At 70.6% G+C, this 15546-nt stretch carries 14 protein-coding genes and 1 riboswitch; of the genes, 9 read left to right on the top strand and 5 right to left on the bottom strand.

Annotated elements, in window-relative coordinates:
* Positions 1-229: 229 nt before the first annotated feature.
* Positions 230-366: riboswitch (guanidine-I (ykkC/yxkD leader) on the top strand.
* A gap of 52 nt (positions 367-418) precedes the next feature.
* The 8 genes from D3A59_RS12300 to D3A59_RS12265 all read left to right on the top strand — a co-directional run bounded on the left by D3A59_RS12300 (position 419) and on the right by D3A59_RS12265 (position 11183).
* Positions 419-1420 carry an ABC transporter substrate-binding protein gene (locus D3A59_RS12300; RefSeq protein WP_119155228.1) on the top strand — a complete coding sequence of 334 codons (1002 nt, stop codon included), beginning with the start codon at positions 419-421 and terminating at the stop codon, positions 1418-1420.
* A gap of 7 nt (positions 1421-1427) precedes the next feature.
* Complete coding sequence (locus D3A59_RS12295; RefSeq protein ID WP_119155227.1) at positions 1428-2210, top strand: ABC transporter permease; 783 nt, start codon at positions 1428-1430, stop codon at positions 2208-2210.
* Between the two features lie 7 nt (positions 2211-2217).
* Positions 2218-3108 (top strand): ABC transporter ATP-binding protein, encoded by an 891-nt coding sequence (locus tag D3A59_RS12290; protein WP_205665178.1) that lies wholly within the window; start codon positions 2218-2220, stop codon positions 3106-3108.
* Between the two features lie 130 nt (positions 3109-3238).
* On the top strand, positions 3239-3937 hold the full coding sequence (locus D3A59_RS12285; RefSeq protein WP_205665181.1) for an urea amidolyase associated protein UAAP1: 699 nt from the start codon (positions 3239-3241) through the stop codon (positions 3935-3937).
* 32 nt (positions 3938-3969) lie between these two features.
* A complete protein-coding gene (locus D3A59_RS12280; protein ID WP_205665180.1) occupies positions 3970-4614 on the top strand; it encodes an urea amidolyase associated protein UAAP2 in 645 nt (214 codons plus the stop codon).
* Positions 4615-4722: 108 nt separating this feature from the next.
* Complete coding sequence (uca, locus tag D3A59_RS12275) at positions 4723-8370, top strand: urea carboxylase (RefSeq protein WP_119155223.1); 3648 nt, start codon at positions 4723-4725, stop codon at positions 8368-8370.
* Complete coding sequence (gene atzF / locus D3A59_RS12270; RefSeq protein ID WP_119155222.1) at positions 8367-10196, top strand: allophanate hydrolase; 1830 nt, start codon at positions 8367-8369, stop codon at positions 10194-10196. The genes uca and atzF overlap by 4 nt, the downstream gene beginning before the upstream one ends.
* 111 nt (positions 10197-10307) lie before the next feature.
* Complete coding sequence (locus tag D3A59_RS12265) at positions 10308-11183, top strand: TorF family putative porin (protein ID WP_119155221.1); 876 nt, start codon at positions 10308-10310, stop codon at positions 11181-11183.
* A 31-nt stretch (positions 11184-11214) separates the two neighbouring features.
* Here the strand turns inward: D3A59_RS12265 and D3A59_RS12260 are convergent, their stop codons facing one another.
* The 5 genes from D3A59_RS12260 to D3A59_RS12240 all read right to left on the bottom strand — a co-directional run bounded on the left by D3A59_RS12260 (position 11215) and on the right by D3A59_RS12240 (position 14877).
* The gene (locus tag D3A59_RS12260; RefSeq protein WP_119155220.1) at positions 11215-11433 is read right to left on the bottom strand and encodes a hypothetical protein; all 219 of its coding nucleotides are present in this window, start codon (positions 11431-11433) and stop codon (positions 11215-11217) included.
* Between the two features lie 129 nt (positions 11434-11562).
* Positions 11563-12987 carry an NAD(P)(+) transhydrogenase (Re/Si-specific) subunit beta gene (locus D3A59_RS12255; protein WP_119155219.1) on the bottom strand — a complete coding sequence of 475 codons (1425 nt, stop codon included), beginning with the start codon at positions 12985-12987 and terminating at the stop codon, positions 11563-11565.
* Entirely contained in the window at positions 12988-13332 is a 345-nt protein-coding gene (locus D3A59_RS12250; RefSeq protein ID WP_119155218.1) for an NAD(P) transhydrogenase subunit alpha part 2, read from the bottom strand.
* 55 nt (positions 13333-13387) lie between these two features.
* Entirely contained in the window at positions 13388-13750 is a 363-nt protein-coding gene (gene panD, locus D3A59_RS12245; protein WP_119155217.1) for an aspartate 1-decarboxylase, read from the bottom strand.
* An 11-nt stretch (positions 13751-13761) separates the two neighbouring features.
* The gene (locus tag D3A59_RS12240; protein WP_119155216.1) at positions 13762-14877 is read right to left on the bottom strand and encodes a Re/Si-specific NAD(P)(+) transhydrogenase subunit alpha; all 1116 of its coding nucleotides are present in this window, start codon (positions 14875-14877) and stop codon (positions 13762-13764) included.
* A gap of 174 nt (positions 14878-15051) precedes the next feature.
* Here D3A59_RS12240 and D3A59_RS12235 point away from each other — a divergent pair, with 174 nt between their 5' ends.
* The gene (locus tag D3A59_RS12235) at positions 15052-15543 is read left to right on the top strand and encodes an NUDIX hydrolase (RefSeq protein ID WP_119155215.1); all 492 of its coding nucleotides are present in this window, start codon (positions 15052-15054) and stop codon (positions 15541-15543) included.
* The last annotated feature ends 3 nt before the right edge of the window (positions 15544-15546 follow it).

The following is a 15546-nucleotide window of genomic DNA, read 5'->3' as shown; positions in this document are numbered from 1 at the left end:
CTCGGCGCTATCCATTTGGCTGCCGCCGTCGTTTGGCTCAATTGATGACGGGCCTTAGTTCACCCCGTATGCGGATGCACCACGAAGAGGCCCGAGAAGGCACCAGGGACGCGTGAAACGCACCTTGCTGGTGCCGCAGCCGCGTCCCCGCTCCCGGAACGGCCTGCCCGGGCCCTGGCATCGGCCTTGCGATAAAGGTCGGCGAGAGGGACGGGCACGAACCGTTTCTTCGAAGGATGGCTAGGGTTCCGGTTCTGCGCGTCGTGCAATGAGCGACGACGGCAGGGCGACTGGTCCGAGAGCCATCGGCCTGCGGCGGCCGTTTCACCGGCGCAGGCTCCACGGCGGGACAAAAGCCCGGGAGGTCCGCTTCGACAGAAGTGCCCTCTCGCCTTTGTCCTCAGTTCTGGAGCCTGTCATGCGTCGAGTTCTGCAATCCCTCATCCGGAGCCTGTCCCCCCGCGCGGTGCTGGCCGGCACCGCCCTCGCCTTCGCCGCAGCGGCGCCGCTGCCGGCCGCGGCCGAAGTGCGCGTCGGCGTCTCCGACTGGCCGGGCTGGGTCGCCTGGTACGTCGCGCAGGAGAAGGGCTTCTTCAAGAAGCACGGCGCCGACGTCAAGCTCGTCTGGTTCGCCAACTACACCGACTCGATCGCGGCGCTGTCCTCGGGCCAGCTCGACGCGAACTCGCAGACCTGGTCCGACACGATGGGCCCGCTCGCCAAGGGCCTGCCGCTCAAGGCCGTGCTCGTCAACGACAACTCGGCCGGCAACGACGCGCTGATGGTGAGCCCGAAGATCAAGTCCTTCGCCGAGCTCAAGGGCAAGAGCGTCGCGCTCGAGCAGTACAGCATCTCGCACTTCGTGCTCGCGATGGCGCTGGCGCAGAACGGCATGAAGCCCGCCGACGTGAAGATCGTCAACCTGTCGGCCGGCGACGCGGCCGCCGCCTTCATGACCGGCCGCGTGGACGCCGCGGTGGTCTGGAACCCCTGGGTGCACCAGATCCAGCAGAGCGGCAAGGGCCGCGCGCTGTTCACGTCCAAGGACCTGCCCGGCCTGGTCCCCGACCTGCTCGTCGCGCAGGAGAAGGCGATCCAGACCAAGCGCCGCGATCTCGTCGGCATGATCCGCGCCTGGTTCGACACCGAGGAGTTCATCCGCAAGCAGCCCGACGAGGCGGCGAAGATCATGGCCAAGGTCGTGAGCCTGTCGCCCGCCGAGTACAAGGTCTTCCTGCCCGGCACCCGCTTCTTCGACGTCGCCGCCAACCGGGCCGCGTTCGACGCCAAGCAGCCCACCTCGCTCGCCGCCGTGGCGCCGACGATCAGCGACTTCCTGCTGCAGCACAAGCTCATCGACGCCCGGCCCGACGCGGCGCGCGGCCTCGACGGCTCGCTGCTGCTCGAAGCGCTGAAGTGAGGCCGTGATGCTGGCGATCCGCCAAGCCATTCCGCAGCGCCTGTACTGGGCGCTCGCGATCGCGGGCCTCCTGCTGCCGCTCCTCGCCTGGGCGCTGCTCGCCGCGCTCGGCCAGGTCGACCCGGTGTTCCTGCCGGGCCCGGGCAAGGTGCTCGAGCGCCTGCGCGGCTGGGCCTTCGACGACGACCTGCTCGGCGACACCGCGATCAGCGTGATGCGCGTCGTCTCGGGCTGGGCGTTGTCGGCACTGATCGCGCTGCCGCTGGGCCTCTTCATCGGCACCTGGCGCGCGGTGCAGGCGCTCTTGGAGCCGCTGACCGACTTCATCCGCTACATGCCGGCGGTGGCCTTCATCCCGCTCGTGATGCTGTGGGTCGGCATCGACGAGGGCGCGAAGGTGGCGATCATCTTCCTCGGCACCTTCTTCCAGATGGTGCTGATGGTGGCCGAGGACGTGCGGCGCGTGCCGATGGCGCAGATCGAGGCCGCGCAGACGATGGGCGCGACGCGCACCGAGATCGTCGAGCGCGTGATCGTGCCCTCGGCCAAGCCGGCGCTGCTCGACACGCTGCGCATCACGATGGGCTGGGCCTGGACCTACCTCGTCGTCGCCGAGCTGGTCGCGGCGAACTCGGGCCTCGGCTTCGCGATCCTGAAGGCGCAGCGCTTCCTGCAGACCGACAAGATCTTCGCCGGCATCCTGCTGATCGGCCTGATCGGCCTCGCGATCGACCAGGCGTTCCGCTTCGCGCACCGCCGCGCGTTCCCCTGGCTGAAAGGACGGCACTGAGATGGACATGAGCACATCGGCCGCGCTGCTGCAGCGCGATGGCGCGCCGGCCGCCGCCGGCTCCGCGCTGATCGAATGCAGCGGGCTGTGGAAGTTCTACCCCGGCTCGGACGCCCCGGCCCTGCAGGACGTGAACCTGCAGGTGCGCGGCAACGAGTTCGTCACGCTCGTCGGCGCCTCGGGCTGCGGCAAGTCCACGCTGCTGCGCACGATCGCGGGGCTGGAGACCTACAGCCGCGGCGGGCTGAACGTGGACGGCCGGCCGGTGAGCGGCCCCGGGCCCGATCGCGCGATGGTGTTCCAGCACTACAGCCTCTACCCCTGGCTCACCGTGCTCGACAACATCCGCTTCACGCGCCAGCTCAAGGCGCACACGCGGGACCGCACCAGCGCGGATGTGGAGGCCGCCGCCGGCCGCGCCGACGCGCTGCTGCGGCTGATGGGCCTGACCGCGGTCGCGAACGCCTACCCGAACCAGCTGAGCGGCGGCATGCAGCAGCGCGTGGCGATCGCGCGTGCGCTGATGAGCCGACCGCCGATCGTGCTGATGGACGAGCCCTTCGGCGCGCTCGACGCGCAGACGCGCGAGGTGATGCACGACCTGATCGCGCACGTGCACCGCCAGGAGAAGAGCACCATCGTCTTCGTCACGCACGACGTCGAGGAGGCGATCTACCTCGGCCACCGCGTCGTGCTGATGGCGCCGCGCCCGGGCCGCATCGACAGCATCCACGAGGTGCCGCTGCCCGCGCGCCGCACGCAGGACATGAAGCTCGCGCCCGAGTTCCTGGCCCTCAAGAAGACCATCCTCGACCGCATCCGCGACACCTCCGGCATGAAGACCGACCTGGAACTGCTGGAGAAGCTCAGCGCCCAGGCCGACGGCGCCGGCCTCTGACGCGCCACTCCCTGGAGTCCCCGACATGGAAACCTGGCTCGACACCCCCGACAACCCCTCCCCCGCCGAACCCGTGGACGCGGTGGCGCACTGGCAGCGCTTCGCGCCCGAGCTCGAGCCCGCGCGCGTGATGTGGAGCGAGATCGTGCCCGGCGGCGGCCACTGGTCGGCCGTGATGCCGCGCGGCAGCCGGCTGCGCATGGTCGCGCTCGAGGCCGGCGCGAACCTCGGCATGGTGCTCTATTCGGCGCGCGAGAAGCTCGAGCGCTACTGCATGCCCGACTCGCTCAAGGCGCAGCACACCGCGCACTACACGCGCGGCCACGTGCTGATGAGCGACATGGGGCGCGCGCTCGCGTCGATCACCCGCGACACGGTCGGCTGGCACGACCCGCTCGGGGGTCTGCTCGACGCCGAGCGGCTCGCGCAGCAGTACGGCACGCGGCCCTTCCAGACGCATCGCAATGCGATGTACCGCAGCGGCAAGGACGGCCTGCTGATCGAGATCGGCAAGCACGGCCTGAGCAAACGCGACCTGATCGCGCCGGTCAACTTCTTCTCCAAGGTCACGGTCGATGAGGAAGGGCGTTTTCATTTCGTGCCCGGCCACGCCGACGCCTTCAGCGAGGTCGAGTTGCGCTTCGAGATGGACACGCTGATCGCTTTCTCGACGGCCCCGCATCCGCTCGACCCCTCGCCGACCTACGCGCCGAAGAAGGTGGGGCTGGCCGCCTGGCGCTCGGGACCGGCGCCGGCCAACGACTTCTGCCGCCGCTTCCGTCCGGAGAACGCGCGCGCGATCCACAACGCCGACCTGCTCTACCTGTGATGGAGACGACCGCGATGACCACCGCCGCCGCCATGCGCCTGCACGAGAGCACGCTCGACCCGCTCGATGCCGTGCACGACCACACCCTGCCCGCCGGCGAGCCCTATCTGCTGGCAATCGAAAAAGGCCAGACGCTGCGCATCGTCGACCTGGAGGGCAACCAGGCCGTCGACGTGATCTTCTACAACCGCGACGAGCCGGCCGAGCACTACAGCGCCACCGACACGATGCTGCGCCAGGGCGGCATCTACCTGACCACCGGCTCGGTGCTGGTCTCCAGCGAGGGCCGCCCGATGCTGACCATCGTCGCCGACACCTGCGGGCGCCACGACACGCTCGGTGGCGCCTGCGCGGCCGAGAGCAACACGGTGCGCTACGCGCTGCAGAAGAAGTTCATGCACAGCTGCCGCGACAACTACCTGCTGGCCCTCCAGCACGCCGACATCGGCCTGGGCAAGCGCGACCTGGTGCCCAACGTCAACTTCTTCATGAACGTCCCGGTGACGCCCGAGGGCGGGCTGCAGTTCGCCGACGGCGTGTCGGCGCCGGGCAAGTACGTCGAGCTGCGCGCCGAGATGAACCTGTTGATGCTGGTGTCGAACTGCCCGCAGCTCAACAACCCCTGCAACGCCTACAACCCGACGCCCGCGCGCTTCCTGCTGTGGAACGCCGCCTGAAGAAGAAGGCCTCCTCACCCGGCACCTAAATGCCGGCCGGCCGGGACGACCCGGCCGCGATCGAACTCCCGGGCGGGACGACCCGCCAGCGCCCAACGAGGCCGCCCCATGTTCGACACCGTCCTGATCGCCAACCGCGGCGCCATCGCCTGCCGCATCATCCGCACGCTCCGCTCGCTCGGCCTGAAATCCGTGGCGGTCTATTCCGAGGCGGACGCCGACTCGCGCCACGTCGCCCTCGCCGACGAAGCCGTCTGCATCGGCCCGGCCCCGGCGGTGCAAAGCTACCTCGACGCCGAGCGCATCCTCGCCGCCGCCAAGGAGACCGGTGCCGGCGCGATCCATCCCGGCTACGGCTTTCTGTCGGAGAACCCCGGCTTCGCGCAGGCCTGCGAGGAGGCCGGCATCGCCTTCGTCGGCCCGACCCCGGCGCAGATGCGCGCCTTCGGCCTGAAGCACACCGCGCGCGAGCTCGCGCAGGCGCATGGCGTGCCGCTGCTGCCGGGCAGCGGCCTGCTCGCCGACGCGGCCGAGGCCCGGCGCGAGGCCACGCGCATCGGCTATCCGGTGATGCTCAAGAGCACCGCCGGCGGCGGCGGCATCGGCATGCGGCTGGTGAGGAGCGAGGCCGAGCTCGACGCCGCCTGGGAGGCGGTCGAGCGGCTTGCGCGCGCCAACTTCAAGGACGCGGGCCTGTTCCTCGAGAAGTTCGTCGAGCAGGCGCGCCACATCGAGGTGCAGCTCTTCGGCGACGGACGCGGCCAAGTGGTGGCCCTCGGCGAGCGCGACTGCTCCGCGCAGCGGCGCAACCAGAAGGTGATCGAGGAGACGCCCGCGCCGCATCTCGCTGCCGACACACGCCGCGCGCTGCTCGACGCTGCTGTCCGTCTCGGTCAGGCGGTGAGCTACCGCTCGGCCGGCACGGTGGAGTTCGTGCTCGATGCGGCGAGCGGCGCCTTCTACTTCCTGGAGGTGAACACGCGGCTGCAAGTGGAACACGGCGTGACCGAGCAGGTCACCGGCATCGACCTTGTGGAGTGGATGGTGCGCCTCGCGCGCGGCGACTGCTTCGAGCTGACTGCGCCCGTGCCGCGCGGCGCCTCGATCCAGGTGCGGCTCTACGCCGAGGACCCGGCGCGCAACTTCCAGCCCTGCGCCGGCCTGCTCACCGAGGTGGCGTTCCCGCAGGATGCGCGGATCGAAACCTGGGTCGAGACCGGCAGCGAGGTGCCGCCGCACTACGACCCGATGATCGCCAAGCTGATCGTCACCGCCGACACGCGCGAAGAGGCCGTCGCGAAGCTGCAGGCCGCGCTCGCCGCGACGCGCCTCGCCGGCATCGAGACCAACCTGCGCTACCTGCGCGCGCTCGCCGGCCACGAGAGCTTCAGGCTGGGCAAGGTCCTCACGAGCACGCTCGGCGGCATCCAATGGAAGCCGCGCGCGTTCGAGGTGCTGGAGGCGGGCGTGCAGACCACGGTGCAGGACTGGCCCGGCCGCATCGGCTACTGGGACGTGGGCGTGCCCCCCTCGGGCCCGATGGACGAGCTCGCGCACCGGCTCGCGAACCGGCTGGTGGGCAACGCCCTGGAGGCCGCGACGCTCGAATGCACGCTCAGCGGCCCGACGCTGCGTTTTCATTCCGACGCGGTGGTCGTGCTGACCGGCGCGCCGATGCTCGCGACGCTCGACGGGCGGCCCTTCCCGCTGTACGAAGCCCGGCAGATCGCGGCGGGCAGCACCTTGAAACTCGGCGCGGTCGGCGGCGCCGGCGCGCGCAGCTACCTCGCGGTGCGCGGCGGGCTCGACCTGCCGCACTACCTCGGCAGCCGCTCCACCTTCACGCTCGGCCAGTTCGGCGGCCATGCCGGCCGCACGCTGCGCTGCGGCGACCTGCTGCACTTCGCGAACGAGACGGCCGGCGAGCCGCAGGCCGCGCTCGCGCCCGCGCTGCGCCCGGAACTGAAGAAGCACTGGGACATCGCGGTGCTCTACGGCCCGCACGGCGCGCCCGACTTCTTCACGCCCGCGGACATCGAGTCGGTCTACGGCACCGACTGGGAGGTGCACTACAACTCCAGCCGCACGGGCGTGCGCCTGATCGGCCCGAAGCCGCAGTGGGCCCGCGCCGACGGCGGCGAGGCCGGGCTGCACCCCTCGAACATCCACGACAACGCCTACGCCATCGGCGCGATCGACTTCACCGGCGACATGCCGGTGATCCTCGGTCCCGACGGCCCGAGCCTCGGCGGCTTCGTCTGCCCGGGCGTGGTGGTCAGCGCCGAGCGCTGGAAGCTCGGCCAGCTGCGCCCCGGCGACACGCTGCGCTTCCGCTGCGTGAGCCTCGAGGAGGCACAGGCGCTGCAGGACGCGCAGGACGCGCTCGTGGGCTCGCTTGCCGAGCCGCTGCCGGCGCTTCCGGCCGGCGTCGCCCCGGCAGAAATCTCCTCGGCCCTGAGCCCGGTGGTCTACAGCGAGGAGGCCCAAGGCGAGCTGCCCGCGATGGCAATCCGCCAGGCCGGCGACCGCTACCTGCTGCTCGAGTACGGGCCGCTGGTGCTCGACCTGGAGCTGCGCTTCCGCGTGCACGCGCTGATGCAGGCGCTGCAGGCCGAGCGCGATGCGGGGCGGCTGGCCGGCATCGTCGACATGACGCCCGGCATCCGCTCGCTGCAACTGCATTTCGACCCCCGGCGCCTGCCCCGCGCGGAGCTGCTGAAGAAGCTGATCGCCGCCGAACACGCCTTGCCGGCGGTGGACCGGATCGAGGTGCCGACGCGCACCGTCTGGCTGCCGCTGTCCTGGGACGACCCCGCGACGAAACTCGCGATCGAGAAGTACATGCAGTCGGTGCGCCCGGACGCGCCCTGGTGCCCGAGCAACATCGAGTTCATCCGCCGCATCAACGGCCTGGACTCGATCGAGGAGGTCTACCGCACCGTCTTCGACGCGAGCTACCTGGTGATGGGCCTGGGCGACGTGTACCTCGGCGCGCCGGTCGCGACGCCGCTGGACCCGCGTCACCGGCTCGTGACGACCAAGTACAACCCGGCGAGGACCTGGACGCCGGAGAACGCGGTCGGCATCGGCGGCGCCTACATGTGCGTCTACGGCATGGAAGGCCCCGGCGGCTACCAGTTCGTCGGCCGCACGCTGCAGATGTGGAACCGCTGGCGCGACGCACGCCAGGGCGCGCTGGAGTTCGAGGCCGGCAAGCCGTGGCTGCTGCGCTTCTTCGACCAGGTGCGCTTCTTCCCGGTGTCGCAGGAGGAGTTGCAACGGATCCGCCGCGACTTCCCTGCCGGCCGTTATCGCCTGCGCATCGAGCCGGGCCGCTTCAGCCTCGGCGACTACCGCGCCTTCCTGGCGCGCGAGGCCGGGAGCATCGCCGGCTTCAAGGCGCGCCAGCAGGCCGCCTTCGACGCCGAGCGCGAGCGCTGGCGCGCCGCGGGCCATGCCGAGTACGTCGGCGAGGCCGAGGCGCCGGCTGCCGCCGAGGGCGGGGAGTTGCCGGAGGGCGCGCGCGCGGTCGCGAGCAGCGTGCCGGGCAGCGTTTGGAAGCTGCTGGTGGCCGAGGGCGACGAGGTGGCGGAGGGCCAGACGCTCGTCGTCGTCGAGTCGATGAAGATGGAATTCGCCATCACCGCGCCCTGCGCGGGACGGGTCTGGCGCGTGGCCTGCCGCGAGGGCGGCGCGGTCGGTGCCGGGCAGGACGTGGTGGTGCTGGAGACGCTGGAAGAAGAGGTGGCCGCATGAAGCCGAACGAACTGTCCTTCGACATCGCCACGCTGCGCGCGGCCTATCTCGCCGGCAGCGTGACGCCGGCCCAGGTGGTGAGCGAGGCGCTGCGCCGCATCGGCGACGACCCGCACCGTGCCTGGATCCGCGTGCTGCCCGCCGGGGAGCTGCAGGCGCGCGCCGCGGCGCTCGCGGACCGCGACCCGGCGACGCTGCCGCTCTACGGCATCCCGTTCGCGGTCAAGGACAACATCGACCTCGCGGGCGTCTCCACCACCGCCGCCTGCCCGGACTACGCCTACGTGCCGGAAAAGAGCGCCTTCGTCGTGCAGCGCCTGATCGACGCCGGCGCGATCCCCGTCGGCAAGACCAACCTCGACCAGTTCGCCACCGGCCTCAACGGCACGCGCTCGCCCTACGGCGCCTGCCGCAACGCCTTCGATCCCGGATACGTGTCCGGCGGGTCCAGCTCCGGCTCGGCGGTGAGCGTCTCGCTCGGGCAGGTCGCCTTCAGCCTCGGCACCGACACCGCCGGCTCGGGCCGCGTGCCCGCCGCCTTCAACCACCTCGTCGGATTGAAACCCAGCCTCGGGCTGCTGTCGGCGAGCGGCGTCGTGCCCGCCTGCCGCACGCTCGACACCATTTCCATCTTCGCGCTCACCGCCGACGATGCGCACCGCGTCTTCTCGGTCGCCCAGGGCTTCGACGCGGCGGACGCCTACGCGCGCCCTGCCGAGCCGCACGGCTTCGACTTCGGTCGCGCGGCCGCTTTCCGGCTCGGCGTGCCGCGCCGCGATCAGCTGGAGTTCCTCGGCGACGCCGCCTATGCCGAGGCCTTCGACGCGGCACTCGGGCATGCGCGCGCCCTCGGTGCCGAACTCGTCGAGATCGACTTCGCCCCCTTCCTGGAAACCGCGCGGCTGCTCTACGGCGGCCCCTGGGTCGCCGAGCGCTACCAGGCGATCCGCGACTTCATCGACGCACGGCCCGAGGCCGTCTTCCCGGTCACGCGCGAGATCACGCTCGGCGGTGCCAGGCTGCTCGCGGCCGACGCCTTCGCGGCGCAGTACCGGCTGCGCGCGCTCAAACGCACCTGCGACGCGGTGTGGAACGAGGTCGATGCGGTGCTGACGCCCACCGCGCCGACGCACCCGACCATCGAGGCGATGCTCGCCGAGCCGGTGCTGCGCAACACCGAGCTCGGGCTCTACACCAACTTCATGAACCTGCTGGACTACGCCGCAATCGCGGTGCCGGCCGGCTTCACGCCCGGCGGCCTGCCCTTCGGCGTGACCCTCTTCGCGCCGGCGCACCAGGACGTGCCGCTGCTGCATGCGGCCTCGCGCTGGCAGCGGGCGCTGTCGGGCCGCGCCGCGACGCTCGGCGCCACGGGCGTGCCGCTGCCGGCGGCGGCCGAGGTGGCGCCCGCGCTGCCCTCGGGCCAGGTGCGCGTCGCGGTCTGCGGCGCGCATCTCGAAGGCCAGCCGCTGAACTGGCAGCTGACGCAGCGCGGCGCGCGCCTGGTCGCGCGCACGCACACCGCGCCGGTCTACCGCTTCCACGCGCTCGCCGGCGGCCCGCCGCTGCGGCCCGGCCTCGTGCGCGCGGCCGAGGGCGGCGCGGCGATCGAGGTCGAGGTCTGGGAGCTGCCGGCGCGGCACTTCGGCAGTTTCGTCGCCGGCATCCCGGCGCCGCTGGGCATCGGCAAGACGCTGCTCGCCGACGGCAGCAGCGTTCCGGGCTTCATCTGCGAGCCGGCCGGCCTCGACGGCGCGCAGGAGATCACGCAGCACGGCGGCTGGCGCGCCTTCCTCGCGGCGCGAGCAGCCGCCCCCCACTCATGAGCTGACGCGCCCTCGCGGCGCCCTCCTTCCCCGATCCGACGCGCCTGCACGAGCGGGCGCGGCGGAGCGGCTCGCCCCGGTTTTTCCCATCGTCCCCACGGAGCATCCACCATGAAGAAGACTTCCGCACTGTGCCTGACCCTGCTCGCCGCCTGCGGCGCGGCCCGTGCCGCCGACGGGCAGGCGCCCTACACCCTGAGCGGCCACGTCGACCTCGTGTCGCGCTACGACCTGCGCGGCGTGACGACGACCTACGGCAACGGCGCGCCGCTCGGCAACGCGCTGGCCGACGCGCCCGAGTCCGACAAGCCGGTGCTGCAGTGGGGCGCGGACTTCGCGCACGACAGCGGCTTCTACGCCGGCTACTGGGGCTCGCAGATCAACTACTCGTACAAGCAGCTCGGCCGCTCCTACCGGGACGCCACGATCACCGACTTCCAGACCGACAAGTCGATCGAGAACGACTTCTACGCCGGCTACGGCGGCAGCCTCGGCGGCCTCGGCTACACCGCCGGGCTGACCTACTACCACTACATCAACGGCGTGGCGAGCAATGCGCCGGAGACCAAGCTGGGCCTGTCCTGGGGGCCGCTGGCGCTCTCGGCGCAGACGCTGCTGCGCGACACGGTGTGGGGCAACAAGGGCGACACCTACTGGTCGGCGCTCTACACCCGCGAGCTGCCGTGGAGCCTGAAGTTCACCGCCAGCCTCGGCTTCTACAGCTACGAGAAGGAGGGCCGCTACCTCGGCACGACCGACACGCGCGACGGCAGTGCCTGCGCTGCCGGCGAGGCCTTCGTCGTCAACGACTGCTACGCGGGCAACGCACCGGTGTCGAGCGGCTTCCGCCACCTGATCCTCGGCGTCTCGCAGCCGATCGCCTCGACGCCGCTGACGTGGGGCGCGCAGGCGATCGTCGGCGGCAAGAACCGCTTCGGCATCTCGCAGAAGGACAGGTTCGTGCTGTCGCTCGCCTACGGCTTCTGAAGCGCGCGGGTGCTACGGCCTGCCGCCGCGCTCAGGCGTCCCCGACGTTCACGGTGACGCGGCCGCTGCCGGCGCAGTCCGGGCAGACGCCGGCATCGAGCCAGCCGCGGCCGGCGCAGCGCCCGCAGACGTCCTCGGCGCTCTGCGGCGTGCCCGGCGGCACCTCGTCGCCGGGATGGCCGCCGGGGTTCGCGGCGGGCGCCTCGATGGGCTGCGGGGCTTGCGGATCGGGAAGAGTGGCTTGTGGCATCGTCGGACCTCCTCGCCGCTTGCGGCAAGCCCCATGCCCCGGACCCCGGCTGCGGGCCCGGGAAAACCCGCAAGAAAAAAAGCCGCGGCGGCATCGCTGCCCCGCGGCTTCGTGCGGACGGCCTGCGCCTCAGTCGAGCGCCTTGACCATGTCCTCGACGACCTTCTTCGCGTCGCCGAACACCATCATCGTCTTGTCCATGTAGAACAGCTCGTTGTCGAGGCCGGCGTAGCCGGCGGCCATCGAGCGCTTGTTGACGATCACCGTCTTGGCCTTGTAGGCCTCGAGGATCGGCATGCCGTAGATCGGGCTGCCCTTGGTCTGCGCAGCCGGGTTCACCACGTCGTTGGCGCCGAGGATGATCGCGACGTCGGCCTGGCCGAACTCGCCGTTGATGTCCTCCATCTCGAAGACCTGGTCGTAGGGCACCTCGGCCTCGGCCAGCAGCACGTTCATGTGCCCCGGCATGCGGCCCGCGACCGGGTGGATCGCGTACTTCACGGTGATGCCCTTGTGGGTCAGCTTCTCGGCCAGCTCCTTTACCGCGTGCTGCGCGCGGGCGACGGCCAGGCCGTAGCCCGGGACGATCACCACCGTCTCGGCGTTGCCGAGGATAAAGGCCGCATCATCCGCGCTGCCGCTCTTGACGGGACGCTGCTCCTGCGCGCCGCCGGTGGCCGCCGCCGTGTCCCCGCCGAAGCCGCCGAGGATCACGTTGAAGAAGGAGCGGTTCATCGCCTTGCACATGATGTAGCTCAGGATCGCGCCCGAACTACCCACGAGCGAGCCCGCGATGATCAGCATCGAGTTGTTCAGCGAGAAGCCGATGCCGGCGGCCGCCCAGCCCGAGTAGCTGTTGAGCATCGAGACCACCACCGGCATGTCCGCGCCGCCGATCGGGATGATGATCAGCACGCCGAGGACGAAGGCCAGCGCCAGCATCAGGAAGAACGCGGGCCAGCTCTCGGTGAACATGAACACCAGGCCCAGCGCGACGGTCGCGAGACCGAGCACCAGGTTCAGCATGTGCTGCCCCGGGAACACCACCGGCGCGCCCTTGAACAGGCGGAACTTGTACTTGCCCGAGAGCTTGCCGAAGGCGATCACCGAGCCGCTGAAGGTGATCGCGCCGATCGCCGCGCCGAGGAAGAGCTCGAGCCGGTTGCCGGCCGGGATCGGCTCGCCGGTGCCGGTGATGCCGAAGGCCCAGGGCTCGGCCACCGCCGCGACCGCGATGAACACGGCCGCGAGGCCGATCATGCTGTGCATGAAGGCGACGAGCTCGGGCATCTTGGTCATCTCGACGCGCTGCGCCATCACCGTGCCGACGCCGCCGCCGACCACGAGGCCGGCGAGCACGTAGCCCGTGCCGAGCGCCTTCATGTCGCTGAGCTCGACGATCAGCGCGCCGGTGGTCAGCACGGCGATCGCCATGCCGGACATGCCGAAGATGTTGCCGCGGATCGAGGTGGTCGGGTGGCTCAGGCCCTTGAGGGCCTGGATGAAGCAGACGCTGGCCAGCAGGTAGAGCAGCGTGACGACGTTCATCGACATTTACGCACCCTCCTTCGCGGCCTGGGACGGCTTCGCCGCGGGCGCGGCGGCCTTCGGGGCCTTCTTCTTGAACATCTCGAGCATGCGGCGCGTCACGAGGAAGCCGCCGAACACGTTGACCGCGGCGAGCGCGACGGCGAGCGTGCCCATCGTCTTGCCGAGCGTCGTCTCGGTGAGCGCGGCGGCGAGCATCGCGCCGACGATGACGATCGCGGAGATCGCGTTGGTGACGGCCATCAGCGGCGTGTGCAGCGCCGGCGTGACGGTCCAAACCACGTGGTAGCCCACGTAGATCGCGAGCACGAAGATGATCAGGTTGACGATCACGGGACTGACGGCGTCCATCGCGTTTACTCCTCCGGTTGCGGTTGTTCTTCTGAAGCGGCCCGGGCTCGGGAAATCAGAGCTTGCGGACTTCCTTGATGCGGTTGCCCTCGTCGAGCAGCACCACCTTGGGCTTGTGGTCGCGCGCGAGGTCCTCGCTGATCGGCGCGTAGGTGCAGATGATCAGCAGGTCGCCGACCTGCGCCTTGCGGGCGGCCGCGCCGTTGAGCGAGATCGCGCCCGAGCCGCGCGCGGCCTTGATGATGTAGGTCGAGAAGCGCTCGCCGTTGTTGACGTTGTAGAGCTCGATCTGCTCGTACTCGCGCATGTCGGCCGCGTCCATCAGGTCCTCGTCGATGCCGCAGGAGCCCTCGTAGTGGAGGTCGGCCTCGGTCACGCTGGCGCGGTGCAGCTTCGCGCGCAGCATCACGCGGTTCATCGGGGAGTAGTTCATTTGCGGGTCACCTGTCCTTGTTGCGTCACCCTGCAGGCGGCGACGATGTCGTCCTGCAGGTCGATGTGGAGCCCACCCTCCTTGTTCAGGATGAGCTTGAGGAAGTCGAGCACGTTGCGCGCATAGAGGGCCGATGCGTCGGCCGCGACCAGTGCGGGCAGGTTCGTTTCCCCCACGAGGGTGACACCATACTTGACGGCGGTGCGGCCGGGCTCGGTCAGCGGGCAGTTGCCGCCCTGCGGTGCGGCAAGGTCCACGATCACCGAGCCGGGCTTCATGCTGCGGACCATCTCCTCGCTCACCAGCACCGGCGCCGGGCGGCCCGGGATCAGCGCGGTGGTGATGACGATGTCGGCCTGCGCGACGCGCTTGGCGACCTCGACCTTCTGGCGCTCGAGCCAGGAGGGCGGCATCGGCCGCGCGTAGCCGCCGACGCCCTCGGCGGCCTCGCGCTCCTCGGCGGTCTCGTAGGGCACGTCGATGAACTTCGCACCCAGCGACTCGACCTGCTCCTTCACCGAAGGGCGCACGTCCGAGGCCTCGATCACGGCGCCGAGCCGCTTGGCGGTCGCGATCGCCTGCAGGCCCGCGACGCCGACGCCGAGGATCACGACGCGCGCGGCCTTCACGGTGCCGGCGGCCGTCATCAGCATCGGCATGAAGCGCTGGTAGGCGTTGGCCGCGAGCATCACCGCCTTGTAGCCGGCGACGTTGGCCTGCGAGGACAGCACGTCCATGCTCTGCGCGCGCGTCGTGCGCGGCGCGGCCTCGAGCGCGAAGGCAGTCAGACCCGCCGCGGCCATGCGCTGCAGGCCCTCGGCGTCGAAGGGGTTGAGCATGCCGACGAGCACGCTGCCCGGCTTCATCAGCGCGAGCTCCTGCGGCTGGGGCGCGCGCACCTTGAGCACCAGCTCGCACGCCAGGGCGCCCGCCGCGTCGGTGATCTCGGCGCCGGCCGCCGCATAGGCCTCGTCGGTCACGCTGGCGGCGACGCCGGCGCCCGACTGCACGCGCAGCACATGGCCCTGCGCCTTGAGCTTCTTCACCGTCTCGGGCGTGACGGCCACGCGGGTTTCACCCGCCAGGGTTTCGAGCGGGATGCCGATCTGCATGGAGCCTCCTCCGCAATGTCCTTGTTTTTCGGAAAGTCTTTGTAATATGGTTACATGACGCGAAGCTGATTTTGTGTAACCAGGTCAAAAAAATTTCGGCCCGTGGCTCGCGGCAGACAAGGCGATCGCGAGCCCGCGCCGGCCCCGGCAGGCCACGCCGCCTAGAATTTGGCGATGTCTGAACGTTGGAAACCCAGTGTCACCGTCGCGGCGATCATCGAGCGCGACGGCCGCTTCCTGCTGGTGGAAGAAGAGACGGCCGAGGGCCTGCGGCTCAACAACCCGGCCGGCCACCTCGACCCGGGCGAGTCGCCCGAGCAGGGCGTGGTGCGCGAGGCGCTCGAGGAGACGGCCCGCGTCTTCACGCCCGAGGCGCTGCTCGGCGTCTACCTGTCGCGCTTCATCCGCCCGAGCACCGGCGAGGACGTCACCTACCTGCGCCTGGCCTACTGCGGCAGCGCGGGCGAGCCCGAGCCGGGCCGCGCGCTCGACGCCGGCATCGTGCGCACGCTGTGGATGACGCCCGAGGAGCTGCGCGCCTGCCCCGAGCGCCACCGCAGCCCGCTGCTGATGCGCTGCATCGACGACTTCCTCGCCGGCGTGCGCCATCCGCTGTCGCTGGTGACGGCGGACGCGAGCCTCTACAACCCCGAGACGAAACGCTGAAGA

Source organism: Caldimonas tepidiphila (genome assembly GCF_003569765.1).
GTDB lineage: Bacteria > Pseudomonadota > Gammaproteobacteria > Burkholderiales > Burkholderiaceae_C > Caldimonas > Caldimonas tepidiphila.
This window is presented reverse-complemented; position numbering and strand designations above follow the sequence as displayed.

Coding starts and splice junctions, on each gene's coding strand:
- D3A59_RS12300 (WP_119155228.1), top strand. CDS start 419: ATGCGTCGAGTTCTGCAATCCCTCATCCGGAGCCTGTCCCCCCGCGCG.
- D3A59_RS12265 (WP_119155221.1), top strand. CDS start 10,308: ATGAAGAAGACTTCCGCACTGTGCCTGACCCTGCTCGCCGCCTGCGGC.
- D3A59_RS12285 (WP_205665181.1), top strand. CDS start 3,239: ATGTGGAGCGAGATCGTGCCCGGCGGCGGCCACTGGTCGGCCGTGATG.
- D3A59_RS12240 (WP_119155216.1), bottom strand. CDS start 14,877: ATGCAGATCGGCATCCCGCTCGAAACCCTGGCGGGTGAAACCCGCGTG.
- D3A59_RS12250 (WP_119155218.1), bottom strand. CDS start 13,332: ATGGACGCCGTCAGTCCCGTGATCGTCAACCTGATCATCTTCGTGCTC.
- D3A59_RS12255 (WP_119155219.1), bottom strand. CDS start 12,987: ATGTCGATGAACGTCGTCACGCTGCTCTACCTGCTGGCCAGCGTCTGC.
- D3A59_RS12290 (WP_205665178.1), top strand. CDS start 2,218: ATGAGCACATCGGCCGCGCTGCTGCAGCGCGATGGCGCGCCGGCCGCC.
- D3A59_RS12260 (WP_119155220.1), bottom strand. CDS start 11,433: ATGCCACAAGCCACTCTTCCCGATCCGCAAGCCCCGCAGCCCATCGAG.
- panD (WP_119155217.1), bottom strand. CDS start 13,750: ATGAACCGCGTGATGCTGCGCGCGAAGCTGCACCGCGCCAGCGTGACC.
- D3A59_RS12295 (WP_119155227.1), top strand. CDS start 1,428: ATGCTGGCGATCCGCCAAGCCATTCCGCAGCGCCTGTACTGGGCGCTC.
- uca (WP_119155223.1), top strand. CDS start 4,723: ATGTTCGACACCGTCCTGATCGCCAACCGCGGCGCCATCGCCTGCCGC.
- D3A59_RS12235 (WP_119155215.1), top strand. CDS start 15,052: ATGTCTGAACGTTGGAAACCCAGTGTCACCGTCGCGGCGATCATCGAG.
- atzF (WP_119155222.1), top strand. CDS start 8,367: ATGAAGCCGAACGAACTGTCCTTCGACATCGCCACGCTGCGCGCGGCC.
- D3A59_RS12280 (WP_205665180.1), top strand. CDS start 3,970: ATGCGCCTGCACGAGAGCACGCTCGACCCGCTCGATGCCGTGCACGAC.